Below are 21823 nucleotides of genomic sequence, written 5' to 3'. Positions count from 1 at the left end.
CCATCAGAACAAAATGCCATGGTATGCTATTGACAGAAGCGAGTTACAAGGAAAGGCGGGAGAAGTTCTAAATGAGCTGCGTTCATGATGTCGTCATCTATTTTGAAGAGGGAAGCGGAACACAAGATTATAAAGCTCTAGCCGTGATTTTCAGCTTGAAAAAGATCGCAAACATCATTGAGTTTTATCCGAAAGATATCGGCAGCAATCATCAGAGTGCAGGAATCATCAAGGAAGAAGGGTTAAGAATCAGGTTTTCTACGGAATGCAATCTCGAAAAAATCCAAAAATTCTTCTTTGAAACCATCTCCCTGAAAGATTTCGAATTGGGGACTTCAGACCACTAGGATGCGTTATCCCGCAATATCCGTGTCTTCTGAGAACTGGCTGTTATATAATTCGGCGTAGAATCCGCCTTTAGCCAGCAGTTCTTTGTGATTGCCTGTTTCAATGATACTGCCGTTATTCATGACCAGAATAAGTTCAGCATCGCGTATGGTGGAAAGCCTGTGCGCAATTACAAAATTCGTTCGGCCTTTCATCAGGTTCTTCATTGCTTTCTGGATCAATACTTCAGTCCGGGTGTCCACGCTGCTGGTTGCTTCATCGAGAATCAATATTGCCGGATCGGCCAAAATAGCCCGGGCGATAGTGAGCAGCTGCTTCTGTCCCTGCGAGATATTGGTCGCTTCCTCATTCAGAATCGTATCATAGCCATCAGGAAGTGTCCGGATAAAATGGTCGGCATGGGCTGCTTTGGCCGCGCGGACGATTTGTTCCATCGTCGCGCCTTCTTTGGAGTAGGTGATATTATCTTTAATGCTGCCGTTAAACAGCCAAGTATCCTGAAGGACCATCCCAAAGAGTTTACGCAGCTCGCTGCGCGGCATATCCTTGATGTCCACACCGTCAATACTGATTTTGCCTGAGCTGATCTCGTAAAACCGCATCAGGAGGTTGACCAGAGTAGTTTTACCTGCACCGGTCGGTCCGACGATGGCGATGGTATCTCCCTGCCTCACTTCAAGGTTCATATCTTCAATTAGCGGGACATCTTCTGTATAGCGGAAGCTGACATGGTCGATGCGGATATTTCCTTTGGGCATATCCAGAATCACAGCTTCAGGACTGTCAGGAATTTCTTCCTGTTCGTCTAGAACTTCAAAGACGCGTTCAGCGCAGGCAATAGTAGACTGGATAACGTTGGCGATATTGGCAGTTTGGATGATCGGCATAGTAAATGAACGTGAATATTGGATAAAGGCCAGGATATCACCTAATCCTAACAGATTGCGCGTGATCCAGATGCCCCCGACAATGCTGATGCCGACATAACTGAGATTACTAATAAAGTTCATCAGCGGGAACATAATCCCGGAAACGAACTGGGCTTTCCAACCTGCACCATAAAGCCGGTTATTGATGGATTCAAATTTTTCGATGGCATCCTTTTCATGGCCAAAAGCCTTAACGATCTTATGCCCGGTGTACATCTCTTCGACATGGCTGCTGAGGTCCCCCAGCTCTTTTTGCTGGACGGCAAAGTATTTTTGGGATTTCTTGGCGATCATTGTGGTGGACAGCATGTACAGCGGCAATGAGGCGATAATAATCAGGGTGAGAACCGGACTGATTGTGAGCATCATGATAATATAACCTATGATTGTTATCACGGAGGTAATGATTTGGGTTAAGCTTTGCTGTAGGGTAGTGGCAATGGTGTCGATATCGTTGGTCACGCGGCTTAAGATATCACCATAAGGGTGCATATCGTAATATTTTAAGGGCAATTTGGCCAGCTTGTTATCTACTACCCGGCGTAGATCCCGGACTGTACGCTGGGAAACGCCTGACATCACAAGACCCATGATCAGGCTGAACAAGGCGCTGATGAGATACATGCCAATCAGGATCAAGGCGATCATGCCGATATAATGGAAATCGTATTCACCGTTCGTTTCTCTGATCGCTGTAATGGCGCCATTGATTTGATCATCGGTAAACTCGACATTTTGCTGGGTATTCGGCATATCCAAGCCTGTCGCGCTGGTTGCGGACATCTTTTCCCCTAAATCAATAATCTTTTGGCAAACAACCGCTTTTTCTTCGGCATTCGTCACCGAACTCAGCATCGGTAATTGCAGGAAGGTTTTGATTGTACTCATACTTTCCGCATCGATCTTTTTCACCGTTCCGTTCTGAGTGTTGTTGTCGGTGCTGTTCCCCCCCATATTTGGCAGTGCATTGAGGAGATCCAACATTTTAATGACGGTATTGGCTTTTTCCTGCGGATCTTGGAGCGTATTAATTGCAGGCAGCGCAATCAGTGCTTTGACTGTATTCAAAGATTCAGGGTTGGTTGGTTTACTGGTTCCGGCGTCCGCCATCTGCTGGCTGATCTGGTCGACGGCCTTCAGCTGGGCATCGGCCATCTGGGTATAAATGCTGTCAACGCCCTTTTCCTGCGCCTCAGACATTTTTTGCAGCATCATTCTCGCCATATAAGCATCCTGCAGTTTGTTGATTGCTTTACTGCTTACCTTAGGAGCTGCAATTGTAAAAGATGTACTGGCGATTGCAAAGATCAATACAACAATTAAATGGACTTTATGCGGTTTTAAATACTGAAGGAGCCTTGCCAGACTTCCGCGGAAATTCTTAGCTTTTTCTACGGGAGCACCAAAGTGGCTGCCCGGTCCCCCCGGTCCTCCCGGTCCTCTTTGGCCCTGCCGATTGCGCATCGTGTTTTGGTTTTTATTTTCGCCGCTCATGCGATTTCCTCCTCTGACAGCTGGGATGAGACAATTTCACGATAGACTTCGCAGCTATTCAACAGTTCCTTATGCGTCCCAATGCCTGCGATTTGACCATTGTCCAGGACAATGATTCGATCCGCGTCCATGACGGTGCCTACTCTTTGGGCGATAATAAGGACGGTTGCCTCGGCAATCTCCTGTTTCAGCGCTGCTCGCAGACGCGCATCCGTTTTAAAATCCAGGGCAGAAAAACTATCGTCAAAAATATAGATTTCCGGCTTGCGGACCAAGGCCCGCGCAATAGCCAACCGCTGTTTCTGACCACCGGAAACATTGGTGCCGCCTTGGGCGATGACATGGTCATACCCACCGTCCATTTTGGTGATGAATTCAGCGGCTTGGGCAACTTCTGCAGCATGCTGAATTTCTTCTTCAGTGGCCTGTTTGCCGCCAAACTGGATATTCTCGGCAATCGTTCCCGAAAAGAGGACCGCTTTTTGCGGCACAAAACCAATTTTTTGACGAAGGTTTTCCTGGGATATATCCCGGACATCCACACCGTCGATCAGGACGGAGCCGCTGTCGACATCATAAAACCTTGGTATTAGGTTGATAAGCGTTGATTTCCCTGAACCGGTGCTGCCAATGATCGCTGTGAATTCACCAGGCCGTGCGGCGAAAGATATATCTCGGATAGCGGGTTCTTCTGCGCCGTGGTAACTAAAGGTGACATCTTTGAATTCCACATAGCCTTTACCGGTGAAAGTATCCTTCAGGTCCTTGGCATCTTCAATTTCAGGTACGGTTTCCAGGACTTCATTGATTCTGACAGCTGCAGCCTGAGACCGGGGAACCATAATGAACATCATGGCTAGCATCAACATGGACATCATGATCTGCATCGCATACTGCGTAAATGCGGAAAGGGCTCCCAGGTCCATATCGCCGATACTGATGCGGATGCCTCCAAACCAAAGAATTGCCAGTGAAGTTAAGTTCATAATCAGCATAATCGTCGGCATCATAAATGCCATGATTTTATTTACTTTAATGTAGTTGTCTGTGAGATCGACGTTGGCGGCATCAAAACGCTTTTTTTCATGTTCAATCGTATTAAAGGCGCGGATGACCCGGACGCCGGTAAGTTTTTCCCTGAGTACCAGGTTGATCCTGTCAATTTTTCCCTGGACCAATCGAAACAGCGGTATCATTTTGGAAGCAATCATCACAATGACAATTGCTAAAACCGGTATGGCGACAGCAAATACCCAAGTAAGGGCCTTATCTTCCCGGTAAGCCAGGATGATTCCGCCGATTGCCATGATCGGGGCGCTGATCATCATGCGCATAATCATGATGGTAACCGTCTGGACCTGGTTGATGTCATTTGTCGTCCGGGTAATGAGCGTCGCGGTGCCGATTTTATCAAATTCATGTAAAGAAAAACTTTCGATTCTCCCAAAAAGTTTGCTCCGCAAAACAGTTCCTAACCCTACGGCAGCCTTGGCGGATAAAAAACTGGCCAGGATGGAAAATACAGCGGCTACTCCGGCGACCAGAAGCATGACTCCTCCTATATGCAAAATCTTCTGCGTATCACCATTCATGACGCCGTCATTGATGATATCTGACATCAGCGTAGGCAGATACAGATCACCGAGCGTTTGGAGAAAAATGAGGATGAATACGCCGTAAACCAGATGTCTAAAAGGTTTTAAATAACGGTATAATTTCAGCATAACCCAAAATCCTTTCTCACTTATAATGTTTAGAGTGTCTTTTGTTTAAGAAGGTCAGGTACATCATTGACCCAGGATCTTCTTTAAAGCAGTCAAACCCTCTAATATTTTTCTCATATCTTCAGGGGTAGCTCTGCTCAGTATTTTCTGCAAGTCTTTTTCGGCTTGGTGATGAAATTCCCGGTGAAAGTCAACATACTTTGGACTCACTTTAACATAGACAATGCGTCTGTCCTGTTCGCTTCTGGTCCGAATGACCAAATCATGCTTTTCCAGACGGTCAATAATACCTGAGATCGTGCTGTTGGAAAGATGCAGTTCGCTGCTTATTTCGGATATCTTCATTTCACCGCGTTTTATCAGGGTGCTCATCACCATGCTTTGCGGCATCGTTAAACCGTTGCATTCAAAACTTTTACGCATTGTCTTCTTCAGAGATCTGCCAATTTCGGAAAAAAGTTGTACAATTTCCACTTCGCTGGGGTTATTTTGCATAGAAACAGGCCTCCTTAAACCCGTATAAAAATACTGATATTTCTCATGCAAATGTTTCGCATGGAAATTATTATATTGATCCGGGAAAACGTTGTCAACTATATTTCGAAGACTATTTTGTCTTATTTTGATGTCCATGGTTGAACGAATGCCGAACGAAGATCATTCATGAGCGAAGTGCCTTGTTTATACCATAACCATAATACTGTGTATGCAAAACTCTAATCAAGTTTTAATCCTGAATTAAGCGCAGTCTCATCTGACGTTATTACAATAGAGCTATAGTTTAGAAATGGAGATGAAAATTATGAGTATCAGCATGGAACAAATTGATGAGATGAGAAAAAGGACCAACTGCAGTTATCAGGAAGCCAAAGAACTATTAGAAAAGTATGACGGGGATTTGATTGATGCGATCATTGCCTTTGAAAAAATGCATGGGAATAAATCAAATTCAAGTTTCAATCAGAAAACCTGTCCAAAAGAACAGAGCTTTGGCAAAAAAGTGAAGGCATTGATTCAAAAAGGCTGCGTCACAAGATTTATAATTGAAAAGGATCAGAACATTATCCTAAATATACCGATCATTATTCTGATTGTGGCGGTGTTGATCACAATGCCGATCATAGGGCTGTATGTTGCAGCTTTTATCCTGCTGTACGTAATGGGCTACCGGATTAGGATCAGAAAGGAAAAGGGGCAGGATGTTAATATCAACGAGTTTGTCGACGGTATTGGCAGCAAAGTGAGAACCGCGGCTGATAAAATGAGGGAAAAGCCGGCTGCGGAACAAGAAAACAGTCCGCAGGCCGAAGCCGGCCCCAAGAATGAAGATAAAAAAGAAGACGGCTACAATGAGATCACGATTGGTTAGTACCGATGAATGGACTGGGTGCCAGTGATGAGATAGGAGCTGATGAGAAATGAACCTGTGTTGTTTACAGGTTCATTTCCGATTATAATGGAGTCGTCGCAATACTTTGATTGAGGGCGGAGGAAAGGATGAAAACCAGAATTCTGGTCATTGAAGATGAAGTGAAAATAGCCAGGTTCCTGGAACTAGAGCTTGCCCATGAAGGTTATGAGGTAGAACTTGCTCACGACGGAAGAGAAGGCTATGAAAAAGCAGTCTCGGGAAAGGCAGATTTGATCATTCTGGACCTTATGCTTCCCGGCCTCAGTGGTATTGAAATTTGCCGGAGAGTAAGGCGTGAATCGGACATCCCGATCATCATGCTGACTGCCAAAGATGATGTTTCCGATAAAGTAATGGGGCTTGACAGCGGGGCCGACGACTATATGACCAAGTCATTTGCAATTGAAGAGTTGCTTGCCAGGATCAGAGTGATCCTGAAGCGTAGAGGGAAAAAGGAAGATCAAAATAATGTGATCGCAGCCGGGCCGTTGATTTTGTATAAGGATGAATATCGGGTTACCTATCAGGGGATAGACATATCCCTCTCCAAGAAAGAATTTGAACTTCTGAAATATTTGATGGAGAATAAAGGCATTGTATTGTCGCGCGAAAAAATCCTCGACCATGTCTGGGGATATGACTACTATGGAGACACCAATGTCACCGATGTCTATATTAAGTATCTGCGCAATAAAATTGACCAAAGATATGATGTGGTACTTATTCATACCGTAAGAGGGGTCGGGTATCTTTTAAAATATGATGACCAAAAATAAAACGGATAAGGGCATGTTCAAAAACATCTTAAAGGTGATCTTTTTCCCGGTTTATCTTTTTATGCTTCTTTATGCGTTTATCCAGAAAAGGATCGCTTATTCAATTCGCTTAAAGCTTTCCTTGAGGTATACAGGCATACTTTTGCGGACAGTGTTGGGAGCGGGCCTTATCGTCATTTTGGTCTATGGTGGATTTAGAATCCAGGAAACGGTTAAGCAGGATTATTTGGAAATCCAGAAGATTCTCAGCACGGAAAGCAGGATTTATTTCGAACTGGAAACCTACTCTCGGGAGCATCAGACCCCGCTTCGTATCTTTGAACGGGGCCAGCAGACGCTCATGGCTACGGACCAGAATTTGAGGGAATATGGTTCTGAGTACTGGCTCGGATTGGCCAAGGATCAAGGAAACATCTACATATCCGTTAACAGGGATTTTGAAACAGCCGGAACTTCAGGAAGAATGATTATCTTTTCCAACATTCAGGATGAAATTACAGATATCCTGTTCATCACCAGGATTATGCTCTTTGTCTCTTTACCGGCCTTGTTCCTGGCTCTGATTGCGATTGCCTTATCAGGGAGAGGAATTTTTGAACCAATACGCGAAATGACCCAGACGGTAAAGGGAATTTCAGAACAGAATCTGAATTTAAGGCTGAATGTAGGCGGGTCAAAAAATGAACTGAAGGAACTGGCGCTTACCTTTAATGAAATGATGAACAGAATAGAGGACCAATATAATAGGCAGAAACAGTTTGTATCCGATGCTTCGCATGAGCTAAGGACACCGATTGCCGTGATACAGGGCTATGCAGTTATGCTGGACCGCTGGGGAAAAAACGATCAGGAAGTTCTTCAGGAATCAATAACGGCTATCAAAAATGAAGCCGGGAATATGCAGGAGCTGATTGACAAACTGCTGTTTCTTGCCAGGCATGACAACAGTACGCTCGCCTATCAAAAGGAAGAATTCAGCCTCACGGAAATGCTCCTGGAAGTCATCAAAGAGACCCAGATCATCGATTCCGGGCATCAAATCAATAATGAGCTCAATCAGGAAATCTCTATGTTTGGCGATCGAAACCTAATGAAACAGGCCTGTCGGATCTTTATGGACAATGCGATGAAATATACACCGGCTGGCGGACAGATTACGGTCCGTCTTAGCAAAGAAGGGGAGTCCATTGCGATAAGTATTAAGGATACCGGTGCAGGTATGACAAATGAAGAGTTGAAGCACATCTTTGACCGTTTCTACCGCTCCGACCAGTCCAGAACGAAGGATCGGGGCGGTTATGGCTTGGGACTCGCGATTGCCAAGATCATTATCCTGGGCCACAATGGTAGAATCACAGTCCGAAGCAAAGTCGGAGAAGGTTCTGAATTTATTATTCTGCTCTCCTAGCACAACAATACGTGATTTACAATAGCACGAACCCGGGAGATAGGGGGAGACATATGTCTTTCCTTTTTTGTTATGCATAAAGTAATTAATAGAAATATTGGAAAATTAAGGTTGCAATTTGCCTGGCTTCTGAATAAGATATCTCGAAATCAGTTCTTATGAAGTTAAGATATGAGGAGGGGGAAAAAATATGTACGGTTCTTATGGTTATGGCCGCGGCTGCGGAATGGGTGCCGGTGTTGGCATAATCGCTATTGCAGTACTGATCCTGATTGCTCTGGGCGTTATCTTCTAAATCAATTTTTGGCATGCAGCATTTATCAGGTATAGTATTCTTTGACCAGGAGGTGAAAAACATGGCAGTTGGAGCAGGTACTTTCGGCGGAACATTTGGCGGCGGCGGTTGCCTCTGCGGCATCGCGATCGTAGTGGTTATCATTCTCCTCTTAATTGCAATGGGGATCGTTTTCTAAATGATCTGAATAACATTTTTCTTATTCAATCTAAGATGGTTGGGCAATCAACGATTCTTCGATAGACAGAAAGACAGCATGGGCCATAAGCGCCACGCTGTCTTTCTGACCTTCTGCAGCAAATTCAAGGAAGATGTAAAAAATGCCTTATATTGTCGAAAAAAATTGCTTATCACATTTTCAAATGTTAGAATATGACTCAGGGTGTCCTATTTTTTTGATTTACAGGTTTTTAGAAAGTTTACTACCTAATTATATGACTTAAAAATTACACCTAATATGGATTTTGTTAAAGGAATTTCCGGAAAAATAAAGAATTAATGTTCCATGATTAACCTATTTGGTTGTAATTTAGCATGTATCTGCGAAAATGAGATTAATGCCTATACGCAATTGATCTCGGGAAAAAGAAAAAGCAGTTTGGCCAGGTTGAAGTACATAGATGATGTAAAAAGATCTTTACTAGGAGAACTGCTCATTCGCAAAATCGTCAGGGAAAATTATTTTCGAGGAAATGATGAAATTTCTTTTGGTGTAAACGATTATGGCAAGCCTTATGTCAAAGACCTGGATGCATTTCATTTCAGTGTTGCCCATTCCGGAGAATGGGTTCTTTGTGCGACAAGCAGTCAAGAAGTAGGTGTTGATCTCGAACGAATCAGACCGGTTGACCCAGAGATCGCCAGGCAGCATTTTACCGAACAAGAGAACATTTTCTTAACGGGGCTTAGCCTGGACAGGAAAAAAGAATACTTTTTTAAACTTTGGACGCTTAAAGAAAGCTATTTTAAAGCAAAGGGTACAGGCCTTGCGGGTAATCTTAAAGAAGCTGATTTTTCCAGCATGGCCGGAGCCAGTTTTTCTTATCCGAATGAAGGGCTGTACTTTCATATTTATCCATTTGATCCGGGTTACGCTGTGGCAGCATGCGGCTGCGAAAAAGAATTCAGTCCCAAGGTTCATGTAGTAAACATCCAATATTCAGACTTTTGAGCTTCTCTGAATACACGTACCTGGGTTGATCAAGTCGACAGGGTATGGGAAAATTTGCAGATCTATGGAGGGCCGCTGTTTTATGGTCGAGTATTATCCGTTATCAATCCCGCAAAGAAGTATTTGGTATTTAGAGAAACTTCATCCAGGAACCAGTATCGGCAATATTGCTTCAACCCTGAAAATTAAAGACAGCATAGATCTCAGGCTTCTCGAAAAGTCCATCAACCTTGTGATCGAGAAAAATGAAGCGCTCAGGCTCAGGTTTAGGGAAAAGGACGGACAGGTATTCCAATATGTTGCCGAATTTGCATATACGAAAATAGATTTATTCGATTTCAGTGAAAGCGGCGGCCTCAAACGGCTGTATGCCTGGGATCAGGAGGAAACCAAAAAACCATTTACCATTAACGACAGCCCACTGGTTTATTTTTCTATTATTAAAATCAGCGGAAAAGAGAATGTGATATACTGCAAAATCCACCATCTGATTTCTGATGGGTGGACTGTTGTTTATATAGGCAATAAAATTATGGAGAATTACAATATGCTGGAAGAAGGCGTTTCCTATGAACAGGAAAATGACCCTTCTTATTTAGAATATGTCAATAGTGAGCTTGAATATCTGCATTCTCCCAGGTATATCAAAGATAAGGAATACTGGGAGAATGTCTTTACGGATACACCAGAAATGACCACGCTGAAAAGCAAAGCAGCCAAGATTAGCCATACTGAAGCTGTTAGAAAAACGTTTAAAATTCCAAATAAATTGTCCAAAAAAATTTCTCAATACTGCCTGGAAAATAAAACATCGATTTTTACCCTTTATATTTCCGCGCTCTGTATTTATATCAACAGAATCTCCAATAAAGAAGATATTGTTCTTGGGGTGCCAGTACTGAACCGAGCCAATGCTCGGGAAAAGAAAACAGTCGGAATGTTCATCAGCACGATACCGCTTAGGGTTAATATCGATAATGATACGAATTTTCAGGATTTCTGCCATAAGCTGACCAGAAACTGGATGGATATCCTGAGGCATCAAAAATATCCGTATGATGAAATTTTAAAACATGTCAGAAAACACAACAGAAGTATCGAAAAATTATATGAAATTGCCGTATCTTACCAAAATGCCAAATTTATTAAGAATAGTGATATCAATAGCTGTGAGGGCAGATGGCATTTTTGCGGTCACCAGACAGAATCACTTTATATTCATATTAACGAACGCGAAGACGACGGCAATATCATTATTGACTATGACTATCTGACGGATCTTTTCTATAGCAAGGAAATTGAATTTATTCATGACCATGTGCTGAGGATTCTTTGGCATGCGCTGGACAATTCCGTGAAAAAAATCTCCAGACTAGAGATGATTTCAGAAAAGGAAAAGCAGAGAATCCTGTGTGAGTTCAATGACACTGGATTATTCTTCCCTCACAATAAAACGGTTGCCCAGTTATTCGAAGAACAAGCAGAAAAAACGCCTGCCAAGACAGCATTGATTTTTGAGGAGAGCAGTATTTCCTACTATGAGTTGAATCAAAGAGCGAACCGGCTTGCTAAAGTGCTCAGGGACAAAGGTGTTGGGCCTAACAAATTTGTAGGAATCTTTGTTCCACGTTCTCTGGAGATGATGATAGCGATCCTGGCAGTACTGAAAGCAGGCGGTGCTTACCTGCCGATTGATCCGGACTATCCGTCCCAGCGAATCGATTACATGCTCGAGGATAGCCATACTGCTATTCTGTTAACCTGTCAGAAACTCATGAAAGAGATCCATTTCAACGGGGAAATTATCGACGTTTTTAGTAACAATGAACAACTGACCGGATTAGCTAACCTGCAGAAAGTCAATACACCACAGGATATTGCCTATCTAATTTATACCTCCGGTTCGACTGGAAAGCCCAAGGGTGTCATGGTCCAGCATTCAGCCGTCGTGAATCTGATTTCGGGAATAACGGCAAAGATTGACTTTTCTCCCGAGAAGGTCATGCTGTCAGTCACAACGATTTCGTTTGACATATTTGTTCTTGAATCACTGCTGCCGCTGAGTAAAGGGTTGACTGTAGTCGTCGCAAATGAAAAACAGCAGATCATACCGAAAGAATTGAATGATGTAATACTTAATAACAACGTCAAGATGTTTCAAGTAACTCCTTCAAGAATCCAGTTACTCTTAAACAGCGAACTAGAGTTAGCTAGTTTAATGAATCTTTCGGAAATTATGATCGGTGGTGAGGTTTTTACTCCTTCGCTATTAAATAATCTTAAGAGTGTTTGCAGAGCGAAAATTTATAATATGTACGGACCAACGGAGACAACAGTATGGTCAACAGTTGCTGATCTTACTGCTGAAGGCCGTCCCCATATTGGCAAACCTATTGCCAATACGAAAATTTATATCCTTGACCGGTATTTGAATTTACTGCCTATCGGAATTCCCGGAGACCTATATATTGGTGGGATGGGTGTTTCCAAGGGGTATTTTGAGAAGGAAGGATTAACCGCTGAACGATTTATTGAGAATCCATTTGATGAAGGCGGTATAATATATAAAACGGGCGATCTTGCCAGATGGTATCCGGAAGGGGATATTGAATTTCTGGGAAGAACTGATTATCAAATTAAAATCAGGGGATATAGAATTGAACTTGGAGAGATTGAGGACAGGCTCCTTAAACATCCTCATATCAGAGAGGCAGTTGCGGTTGTCAAAGAGAATTCAAACAATAGCAAAGTAATATGTGCTTATATTGTTGCAGACACCGAAATAGGCAGCACCGAGGTAAAAGCCTATTTAGCTCAGTATCTGCCTGACTATATGGTTCCGGGCCATATTATCCCGGTCGATTTCATACCTAAAACTCCGAATAATAAGATAGACAGAAATGCGCTGCCAGAGTATGAAGAAAAAGCAGTCAAACCTGTTCCACCAAGAAATCCAACTGAACGTAAAATCGCTAAAGTATGGTGTTCGTTGTTGGGCAGAAAATCCGTCGGTATTGATGATAATTTCTTTGATTTAGGTGGAGACTCACTGACGATTGTTCAGCTTCAAGTCCTGTTAATGAAAAAAGGAATTGATATCGGAATTCAGGAGCTTTATGAATATCAGACGATCAGACAAATATTTGACGGCATGGAATCAGCTAAAAACATCATAGATAGCATGAAAATCAAGGATGATCCTGTCAAAGATATTGCACTTGATTATGATATTAAGCCCTGCCTAAAGAAGGCACAACATGTCCTGCTTACTGGAGCTACCGGCTTTCTAGGTATACATTTGCTCGAACAGCTTCTTAAGCAAAAAGACTGTAATATCTACTGTCTACTGCGAGGGAAAACGATTTGTGAAGCAGAAGATAAACTGCGCAAACAACTGGATTTCTATTTCAACGGAAAATACAGTCAGGAATTAGATGAACGGATTATCATTATTCCCGGTGACGTCACGCAGGTTCAGCTGGGGCTGGATAGTAATATTTATCAATACCTTCTGGATAAGATCGATCTAGTCATTCATTCAGCCGCAATCGTAAAGCATTACGGTTTATATGAGGACTATCTGGATGTCAACATTAAAGGTACAGAAAGAGTAGCTGACTTTTGTCTGCAGGGGGATATTCGTCTGAACTATGTATCTTCGATCACAGTCTCCGGAAATTATCTTACAAATAATATTCACGAGGAAAAGGTAGATTTTACAGAATCAGACTTGTATATCGGACAGGATTACGGTGGGAATGTTTACGTAAAAAGCAAGTTTGAATCGGAACGCTTCATTTACCAGAACGTCAAAAATGGTTTGAAGGCGGATGTTTATCGCATCGGCGTTTTGACCGGTCGTTACAATGACGGGCAATTTCAGAAAAACATTCAGGAAAATGGTTTCTATGAGAGGATCAAAGCAATTATTGAGCTTGGTTTTGTTCCGGAAATCTGGGCGAATGAACAATTGGAATTTACTCCGGTTGATTGTTGCAGTGAAGCGATAGCCAAGTTAATCAATTTATCTGCCGGAACACGTATTTTCCATTTGTTTAATCATAAAACAATCAGTCTGGTCAAAGTAGTTGAGATTTTAAACAGCCTGGGCATTGATATTGAAGTTGTCCCGAATGATGTTTTTGTTCAAATTGTTGAAAAGAATATGAAAGAGCATAATATCAGTCCTGCTGTCAACGAACTGCTTAAAGGAAAATTTTCTGCTTATTCACAAACGGTCAATGTTAAATCAGAAGTGACTCAAAAAGTATTGAATAATGAAAACTTTGCTTGGCCGGAAATCAGTAAGGAATACGTTTCCCAAATTCTGCAATACATGTTTAGAATGGATTACTTGAAAGAAAAGCAAGGTAAAAGGGATATCGTATGTTAAATAAACTCAGGGAATATTTTAATAAAAGTATTAGTCTTCAAATAACCTTGATTTATAATCTTGTTATTTTATGTACTGTCATTGTTATCTATTTTCTGATTCCCTTTATCTTTAACTATGCGCCTGGTTCAATTAATACGGATTTTGATATAAAAGTATCCTACATCTCCTATATGGCACAGTTTTCGATAATAACAATCTTAATCCTTGTTCCTAGTTTTGTTTTTCTTAAAAAAACATTGTCAGATATTGACGAGTGGGCTATTTTGCTTAATGATGATTCTCCTGATTCACAAAATAAATTGCTGAAGATTCGTAAAAAGTGTTTAAATCTGCCCTATATCATCTATATGGGGCAAATTGTGGTTTCTATGCTGGTTATTATCTTAATTTTAGTTTTTACCGGCAGTCATCCTGCCGTTATGATTTATAAGATTCTGATCTTAAGTTTTTCATTTGCTACGCTCGCTGCACTTTTTTCATTTATATTCGCTAAAAGAATTTTTACAAAAATATTGTTAAACACGTCTCGGTACAATGAACTCCAGGGAATAAAATTAAGTGTCCGCGGAAAAATTCTGCTTCATGTTTTACCAACAATTATCCTGGCTATTTTATTTACTTCTTTGGTAGGGTATTCAAGATTGATAACCGAAAAAGGCGATTTAATCTTTGATGTCTATAAGGATCAACTTCAGCAGTATGAAGTAAGCAGCATTTATGATGAAGCAAAGGCGAGAGAGGTTTTAAGTCATATCAAGCTGTTAAATGAGAAAACGGATTCCAGATTTATGATTACACCGAGTGGAAAATATATTTCCTTGGACAACATGGACGCGAGTGACTTTTTTATTCAATATGCTATTGATGTGTCAGATAAGTATGGCGGAAGAATATTTGAGGGTTATGGACTCGATTCCCAAGGGGCTTCTATTAAAGTAAATGGTCAAGACGGATCCTATATTTTGGGGATCAAATATGATATATCTTCCAATAATACTGTACTCTATTTTATTATTAGTTTCATTGCACTGTTTATTTTAAACTTTATCGTCTTAAACTACTTCTCCAGGTCCCTCGGTGAAGACGTTTCAAGGGTGGCCAAAAACCTCTCCGACATTTCGCATGGCGTTAACGTTGACCTCGATCAGAAGCTGGCGATCACCTCCAATGACGAAATCGGAGATCTGATTATTGCCTTCAATAAAATCCAGGAAAAAGAAAAAGCGAATATTGAATCGATGAAAGAAAATCAGGCTATCATTCTGGAACAGGAGAGGCTGGCTTCGCTTGGCCAGCTGATCGGCGGAATCGCCCATAACCTGAAAACACCGATCATGTCGATTGCCGGAGGTATCGAAGCACTCAAGGATTTAACGAATGAATACAAGGAATCTATTGAAGATCAAGCTGTATCACCTGCCGATCATTATGAGATTGCGAAAGAGATGCAGGAATGGCTCGATAAGATGAAGCCATACTGTTCCTATATGACAGACATTATCAGTGCAGTTAAAGGTCAGGCGGTACAGATGAACTACGCAGGCTCAGATAAGTTTACCGTGGAAGATTTGGTCAAAAGAATTGATGTTTTGATGAAGCATGAGCTGAAAAAATACCACTGCAAGCTTAAACCTGATTTTCAAATTGATCTGCAGACAGAAATACGAGGAGAACTGAACAGCCTGGTACAAGTATTTGACAATCTGATCATCAACGCAATGCATGCTTATGAAGGGCAAACCGGAGAAATCGGTTTCAGCATTTACAAAGAAAGACATAACCTCAAATTTGCTTTAAGCGATCATGGTAAGGGTATTCCTGAGGAAGTGCAGAAAAGACTGTTCAAGGAAATGTTTACGACCAAAGGTAAAAATGGGACAGGTCTTGGACTATACATGTCGTATTCTACAATTAAAGGACGATTTTCGGGCAATATGAAGTTTGAATCGCAGGAAGGCGTTGGCACTACATTCTATATCACGATTCCTTATCTATCCGCACACGTACAGGAGGCTAACGATGAGACGTTCAACTAATCGCGTTAATCTGGACTACAAAATCTTAATTGTTGATGACGAACCAGGAATCATTGATTCGCTGTCCGTCGTCCTGAAAAGAAGCGGCTACCAATTCGTCGGACTGACCGATCCACTGGAGGCTATCGAAAAAGTCCGTGAAGAGAAGTACGATTTGTTGATTCTTGACTATTTAATGTATCCGATCCATGGAGACAAGGTCGTAGAGAGAATCAGAGAATTCAACAACGAACTGTATATTCTTTTGCTGACAGGACACAAGGATCTTGCTCCGCCGCTGGAAACCATCAAAGCGTTGGAAATCCAAGGTTACTGTGAAAAAGGTGACCGCTTTGACCAGCTGCTCCTGCTTGTTGAATCCGGGATCAAATCGATTTCCCAAATGCGGACGATCAAGAAGTTCCAGGAAGGCCTGAACAAAATTCTGCAGTCTGTTCCTAAAATCTATCAGCTTCAGCCGATAGATAACATTCTGGAGGATATCCTGGCTGAAATCCTGCCTTTGGTCAATAGCAAGAATGCTTTTATTCTGATCGATGATATCACCAGGATCAGTTCCGGCAATAACAGCATATTTAAAGGGATCGGGAAATATAAGAAAAAAGTGGCCGATTTCATGGAAATGCTTGATCCGGAACTGATGGAGTTTATCGGCAGCGCCAGGATCAATAAAAAGGTCGTTAAGCTTGATAAAAAAGTAATTATTCCTCTGATCAACGAATATCTTCAGGACATTGGCATCATTTTTGTAGAAGGGGACGATCTTGAGGATGGACTGAAACTGCTTGAGCTCTATTCCAACCAGGCCTCCTCATCCATCAATAATGCGTTTCTGCATTCCCTGGTGAATATTAAAAATGATGAGCTGAATAAAACATATGATCAGCTCAGAGAAACCTACATGGATACGATTGAAGCCCTGAGAATGGTCGTCGATGCGAAGGATATTTATACCCGTGGTCATTCCGACAGAGTAGCCTATTTTGCCGTTAAGATCGGTGAGGCTTTTGATTTTTCCAAGGAGGAGCTTGAGTTGCTGCGGATCAGCGGCATTTTCCATGATGTTGGGAAAATCGGTACTTCAGATGATATTTTATTTAAGTCCCAGAAGCTGAACGAGAAAGAGTATGAAGAAATTAAAAAACACCCCTTGAAAGGGGCGAGAATCCTGTCGGCTGTATCGATGTTCAAAGAGGTGGTCCCGATTGTCAAATGCCACCATGAACGCATCGACGGCAAAGGATATCCGGAAGGGCTGACAAAAGATGAAATCCCGTTCCTGGCGAGAATTATTTCTGTTGCCGATGCTTTTGATGCGATGATTTCCGACCGCCGCTACCGCTCCAGACTGAAGTTTGAGGAAGCTAGGAATCAGCTCATTCAGGGATCCGGGACCCAATTCGATGTGGAAGTGGTTGAAAAATTCATCCACCAGCTGTCTGATTTCGAACAAATGGCTAAGGAAGTTGCTTCAACATTTGAATAAAATCATTCGAGCATACTCGAAAAAGGTACGGCGTTCACTATTGTTTTACCAATGATATTGATGTTTGAATTCATAAAACCGTAATTGAAAGTTCACGAAACGGACATAATGAATCCTTACAATAATAGATATAATCGTGCAGTAATGTAAGGAGGAAATTCGATGACGATACTTATACCAGCCTATGAACCGGATGAACGGCTTCTCAGGTTGATAGAGAATATAAAAGAAAAGTGCGATTTTCAGATTGTGATTGTAGACGACGGCAGCGGTAAGCCTTATAGCAGGATATTCCAGGCCGCAGGCAAATTGGGCTGCACCGTATTAACACATCCGGCCAATGAGGGCAAAGGGGCTGCCCTGAAGACGGGATTTCGATATATCAAGGAAAAAGGTGAAAAAGAAGGGGTTATCTGTGCCGACAGTGACGGACAGCATTTGCCTGAAGATATCATCAGAGTTGCCCAGGTTGCCAAAGAACGCCGCGAATTTATCGTTCTTGGCTCCCGGAAGTTTTGCGGCAAAGTTCCTCCGCGCAGCCGTTTCGGAAATACGGTAACCCGGGCAGTATTTTCTGTTTCTTCGGGTTCGCATTTGACGGATACGCAAACAGGTCTAAGAGGGTATTCAGCCGATATGCTGGACTGGTTAGGCAGTATCCAGGGGAAAAGATTTGAATATGAAATGAACATTCTGCTCGAAGCGAAGGCAGCAGGCTATTTGTTCTACGAAGTATGGATCAATACAGTATATGACGAAAAAAACAGGTCTTCCCATTTTCGGACCTTTTCAGATTCAGCCAGAGTATATTACCCGATCCTTAAATTTTGTACCTCTTCTTTGATGTCCGGAGCGCTTGACTTTGCTCTGCTGCTGCTGTTTCAATTCTCTACATCAAATCTGCTGATCGCAGTAGCCGGGGCAAGAGTCTGCAGTTCTATTTTCAATTACAGTATGAATCATTACTTTGTCTTTTCCCGAAACAAAAGCACGGAACATCATAAATCCGCCCCGAAATATTTTTCACTCGTCGTATTTATCATGGCCTGCAATTACGGGCTGATGTATCTCTTCCACATTCTGATCGGCGCACCGTTAGTCTTTGCCAAAATTATCACCGAATTAACACTTTTCTTATTCAGTTACTGGTCTCAGCGCAACTTTGTGTTTAGTTCGGGAAAAAAACCTGATCACGGTAAATAAAAAATAACACTGACCCACTGACGAATGTTCATAAAAAGGAAAAAGAAGATTTGCTTTGAAGTCCGTGGCCACGCCCGGTTTTTTGTTTTGTGCAAGGTTTGATACCTTAATGGGCATTGGTTTGAACATAGGACCTCCTGCCGTAATTAATTGAACAGCTGGACATAGGGTCTATTCTTAGTTCAACGCACAAATAGAATAAATGGTGAAGAAGATATGCGATGTATCCCCCCTACCAGGATTGTAAAAATTGAAGAGTGATTTATAATTGATCTAAGCAAGATTGCTTTGCGATTACAAAGCAGAAATTGATGCCTTGTTGAAAAGTCTGTGAAAAATATACAGAAATATAGAGGTGTTGGGGAATGCATATGGCAGATGCTTTGATTTCGCCGGTTATTGGTGGAACCATGTGGGTTGCTACCGCAGGGGTAGCGGCTTATTCGATAAAAAAAATTCAAGACGATATGGAGGAAAAAAAGGTTCCTTTGATGGGAGTTATGGGAGCTTTTGTTTTTGCAGCCCAGATGATTAATTTTTCGATTCCAGGAACGGGTTCCAGCGGACATCTTGGAGGAGGGCTGATTCTAGCTGCTATGCTTGGGCCGTACGCCGGGTTCCTGGCCATGGCATCAATATTGTTGATACAGGCCTTGTTTTTTGGCGATGGCGGACTTTTGGCCTACGGCTGCAATGTATTCAACCTGGGATTCTATACCTGTTTTATTGCTTATCCGCTGATATCCAAGTGGTTTATTAAGAAAGGGATTTCGGCTAAACGCATTATGGCTGGCTCGATGATTGCAGCGGTTGTCGGGCTTCAGTTGGGAGCTTTCAGCGTTGTCTTGGAGACGTTTTTTTCTGGAAAGACTGAGCTTCCGTTTTCAACTTTTGTACTTATGATGCAGCCTATTCATCTTGCAATCGGGATTGTAGAAGGGTTGGTTACCGCCGCAGTGCTCACTTTTGTATGGAAAGCGAGGCCTGAACTTATTGAGAAGCAGGTATCGGGAAAAATCTCAGGCAATACTTCCATAAAAAGGATTATATACGGACTTGCTATTGCAGCAGTCATTATCGGTGGAGGACTTTCCTGGTTTGCATCGTCAAATCCGGACGGCTTGGAATGGTCTATGGAAAAGACCGCCGGGATCACGGAACTGGCAGAGTCTGGCGGAATTTATGGCATATTGGCCGATATTCAAAGTAAAACAGCATTTTTGCCGGATTACAGTTTTAAAAATGATAGCAGCGTGAGCGAAGAACAGGTCTCAGAGACAAGCGCTGAGGTCGCATGGCCAGCTGTAGATGCAGGAACAACCGTATCCGGATTGGTGGGCGGCGCGATGACACTCGTATTGGCAGTCATGATAGGGTTCTTTATCCGTTCCGTGAAGAGAAGGAAGAAGAAAGTTACTGCATGAACCATCTTGAGGCGGGGAACGATATCCTTGCCTTGAATTACTCTGTTCCGGAAGTAGGATTGAAAAGCAATAATGGCTGACTTTACAAGTTCGTTGTACAACATGAGGCTTATGGATGAGCTGGCCTATAAGGACACGTTTGTCCATAAGCTTCATCCGCTGATTAAGATATTGACGACTATCGCCTACTTATTCGTCGTGGTCTCATATGACAGGCACGAAATTATCGGTTTGCTGCCCTTGATTTTCTATCCGGTGGTAGTATTTTTTCTTGCAGAGCTGCCGGTCAAACAGGTGCTGGCAAGATTACTCCTGATCGAACCGTTTATTATTGCAATCGGTATTTTAAACCCGTTTTTTGATTCTCAAGTCATTACAGTGGGCGGACTTGCATTGTCCAGAGGGTGGATTACTTTTGCTTCAATCCTGCTGAAGAGTCTCTTAACGATCACAGCTGCCCTGATTCTTATTTGTACGACAGGAATGGATAAACTTGCTGCAGGTTTGCGTATGCTGAAAGTTCCGCGGCTTTTTGTTTTGCAGCTTCTGCTGACATACAGGTATATTTCCGTATTAATCGAAGAAGTATCCAGAAGCATAAGGGCATATAAGCTTCGGGCCCCCCAACAAAAAGGCATTCACCCCAGTGCTTGGGGAACGCTCGTTGGTCAGCTGCTCCTGCGGACCATTGACAGGGCGGAGAGAGTGTATCAGGCAATGTGTGTACGTGGTTTTACAGGAGAATACTATGCAGGAGCCGACACCAGGATAACTGTAAGGGACGGAGCTTATTTTGGCGGCTGGCTGTTGTTTTTCATTTTTGCTAGAATGATTAATATCCCATTGATGATCGGTCTATTAATATCAGGAGTGATAAGCTAAATGAGCCATCATAAGTTAGAGGCCAGAACAATTAATTATGTTTATCCGGACGGTAACAAGGCGGTTAAGGATATCTCGTTCACGATTCATCATGGGGAGTCGGTCGGCATTGTCGGTGCAAACGGCGCAGGAAAATCCACCCTGCTCATGCTACTGATGGGCGTTCTTTTTCCGAGCAGCGGAGAGGTGTTGGTAGGCGATATTCACGTTACCAAAAAAACACTGCCGTTAATCCGCCAAAGACTCGGAATGGTTTTCCAGGACCCGGATGACCAGCTTTTTATGTCGACGGTCTATGACGATGTGGCCTTTGGTCCCCGGAATTACCGTTATGATGAAAAGGAAGTAGAAAGCAGGGTTCTTCAAGCTTTGGAAATGGTCGGCATCCTACATCTGAAAGACCGGCCGCCTTTTAAACTGTCCGGCGGCGAAAAAAGGGCAGCGGCGATTGCGTCTGTTCTTTCCATGCAGCCCGATGTCCTGATCATGGACGAGCCGACTGCATCGCTTGACCCGAGATCCCGCCGTAGAGTCATCAATCTACTGAATTGTTTTGAACATACCAAAATCATTACAAGCCACGATCTCGATATGATCCTGGACATCAGCCAGAGAGTCATCGTGATCAAAGACGGCGAAATTGCTGCCGACGGAGAGGCTGCCGAGATATTGGCGGATGCTGAGCTGCTTAACCAATGCGGGCTTGAGGTGCCGATTTCATTGCAAAGATGTCCGAAATGCGGAGAACGGTACTTTACGGGCAGATCATAAGATGAGATGTGATGTAAGCAGAAAAAATTAAGAACGGATTTTTAGGGGCCATTTTTCACAATTCTGTAA

15 protein-coding genes are annotated in these 21823 nt (G+C 42.6%); 12 read left to right on the top strand and 3 right to left on the bottom strand.

The features are described from left to right. Positions 1 to 71: 71 nt before the first annotated feature. Entirely contained in the window at positions 72 to 347 is a 276-nt protein-coding gene (locus tag DEHRE_RS13020; protein WP_025206205.1) for a histidine kinase, read from the top strand. 6 nt (positions 348 to 353) lie between these two features. Here the strand turns inward: DEHRE_RS13020 and DEHRE_RS13015 are convergent, their stop codons facing one another. The 3 genes from DEHRE_RS13015 to DEHRE_RS13005 all read right to left on the bottom strand — a co-directional run bounded on the left by DEHRE_RS13015 (position 354) and on the right by DEHRE_RS13005 (position 4990). Next, positions 354 to 2771, bottom strand: coding sequence for an ABC transporter ATP-binding protein (locus DEHRE_RS13015; RefSeq protein WP_025206204.1), 2418 nt, complete (start codon positions 2769 to 2771; stop codon positions 354 to 356). Further along, on the bottom strand, positions 2768 to 4495 hold the full coding sequence (locus DEHRE_RS13010; RefSeq protein ID WP_025206203.1) for an ABC transporter ATP-binding protein: 1728 nt from the start codon (positions 4493 to 4495) through the stop codon (positions 2768 to 2770). Before DEHRE_RS13010 ends, DEHRE_RS13015 begins: the two co-directional genes overlap by 4 nt. 63 nt (positions 4496 to 4558) lie before the next feature. Continuing rightward, complete coding sequence (locus tag DEHRE_RS13005) at positions 4559 to 4990, bottom strand: MarR family winged helix-turn-helix transcriptional regulator (RefSeq protein WP_025206202.1); 432 nt, start codon at positions 4988 to 4990, stop codon at positions 4559 to 4561. A gap of 307 nt (positions 4991 to 5297) precedes the next feature. On the opposite strand from DEHRE_RS13005, the gene DEHRE_RS13000 reads away from it, so the two are divergent. The 11 genes from DEHRE_RS13000 to DEHRE_RS12950 all read left to right on the top strand — a co-directional run bounded on the left by DEHRE_RS13000 (position 5298) and on the right by DEHRE_RS12950 (position 21754). Further along, the gene (locus tag DEHRE_RS13000) at positions 5298 to 5864 is read left to right on the top strand and encodes a DUF4342 domain-containing protein (protein WP_242836973.1); all 567 of its coding nucleotides are present in this window, start codon (positions 5298 to 5300) and stop codon (positions 5862 to 5864) included. A gap of 128 nt (positions 5865 to 5992) precedes the next feature. After that, on the top strand, positions 5993 to 6682 hold the full coding sequence (locus DEHRE_RS12995) for a response regulator transcription factor (protein ID WP_025206200.1): 690 nt from the start codon (positions 5993 to 5995) through the stop codon (positions 6680 to 6682). After that, on the top strand, positions 6666 to 8090 hold the full coding sequence (locus DEHRE_RS12990) for a sensor histidine kinase (RefSeq protein WP_025206199.1): 1425 nt from the start codon (positions 6666 to 6668) through the stop codon (positions 8088 to 8090). Before DEHRE_RS12995 ends, DEHRE_RS12990 begins: the two co-directional genes overlap by 17 nt. Before the next feature lie 800 nt (positions 8091 to 8890). Next, positions 8891 to 9556 (top strand): 4'-phosphopantetheinyl transferase family protein, encoded by a 666-nt coding sequence (locus DEHRE_RS12985; protein ID WP_025206198.1) that lies wholly within the window; start codon positions 8891 to 8893, stop codon positions 9554 to 9556. 82 nt (positions 9557 to 9638) lie between these two features. Continuing rightward, positions 9639 to 13949, top strand: a complete 4311-nt coding sequence (locus DEHRE_RS12980; protein WP_025206197.1) for a non-ribosomal peptide synthetase family protein — start codon at positions 9639 to 9641, stop codon at positions 13947 to 13949. A 47-nt stretch (positions 13950 to 13996) separates the two neighbouring features. Further along, entirely contained in the window at positions 13997 to 15988 is a 1992-nt protein-coding gene (locus DEHRE_RS12975) for a sensor histidine kinase (protein ID WP_242836971.1), read from the top strand. Further along, positions 15972 to 17474 carry an HD domain-containing phosphohydrolase gene (locus DEHRE_RS12970; RefSeq protein WP_025206196.1) on the top strand — a complete coding sequence of 501 codons (1503 nt, stop codon included), beginning with the start codon at positions 15972 to 15974 and terminating at the stop codon, positions 17472 to 17474. The genes DEHRE_RS12975 and DEHRE_RS12970 overlap by 17 nt, the downstream gene beginning before the upstream one ends. A gap of 162 nt (positions 17475 to 17636) precedes the next feature. Continuing rightward, on the top strand, positions 17637 to 18677 hold the full coding sequence (locus DEHRE_RS12965) for a bifunctional glycosyltransferase family 2/GtrA family protein (RefSeq protein ID WP_019224633.1): 1041 nt from the start codon (positions 17637 to 17639) through the stop codon (positions 18675 to 18677). A 365-nt stretch (positions 18678 to 19042) separates the two neighbouring features. Beyond that, positions 19043 to 20101, top strand: coding sequence for an energy-coupling factor ABC transporter permease (locus tag DEHRE_RS12960; RefSeq protein ID WP_019224634.1), 1059 nt, complete (start codon positions 19043 to 19045; stop codon positions 20099 to 20101). Positions 20102 to 20173: 72 nt separating this feature from the next. Next, positions 20174 to 20983: a cobalt ECF transporter T component CbiQ gene (gene cbiQ, locus DEHRE_RS12955; RefSeq protein WP_025206195.1), complete on the top strand. Its 810-nt coding sequence runs from the start codon at positions 20174 to 20176 to the stop codon at positions 20981 to 20983. Next, a complete protein-coding gene (locus tag DEHRE_RS12950) occupies positions 20984 to 21754 on the top strand; it encodes an energy-coupling factor ABC transporter ATP-binding protein (protein WP_025206194.1) in 771 nt (256 codons plus the stop codon). Positions 21755 to 21823 lie beyond the last annotated feature (69 nt).

Origin of the sequence: Dehalobacter restrictus DSM 9455 (genome assembly GCF_000512895.1) — a bacterium.
Taxonomy (GTDB): Bacteria; Bacillota; Desulfitobacteriia; order Desulfitobacteriales; family Syntrophobotulaceae; genus Dehalobacter; species Dehalobacter restrictus.
Note: the sequence above shows the minus strand (reverse complement) of the source record. Positions and strands in the feature narration are given on the sequence as shown.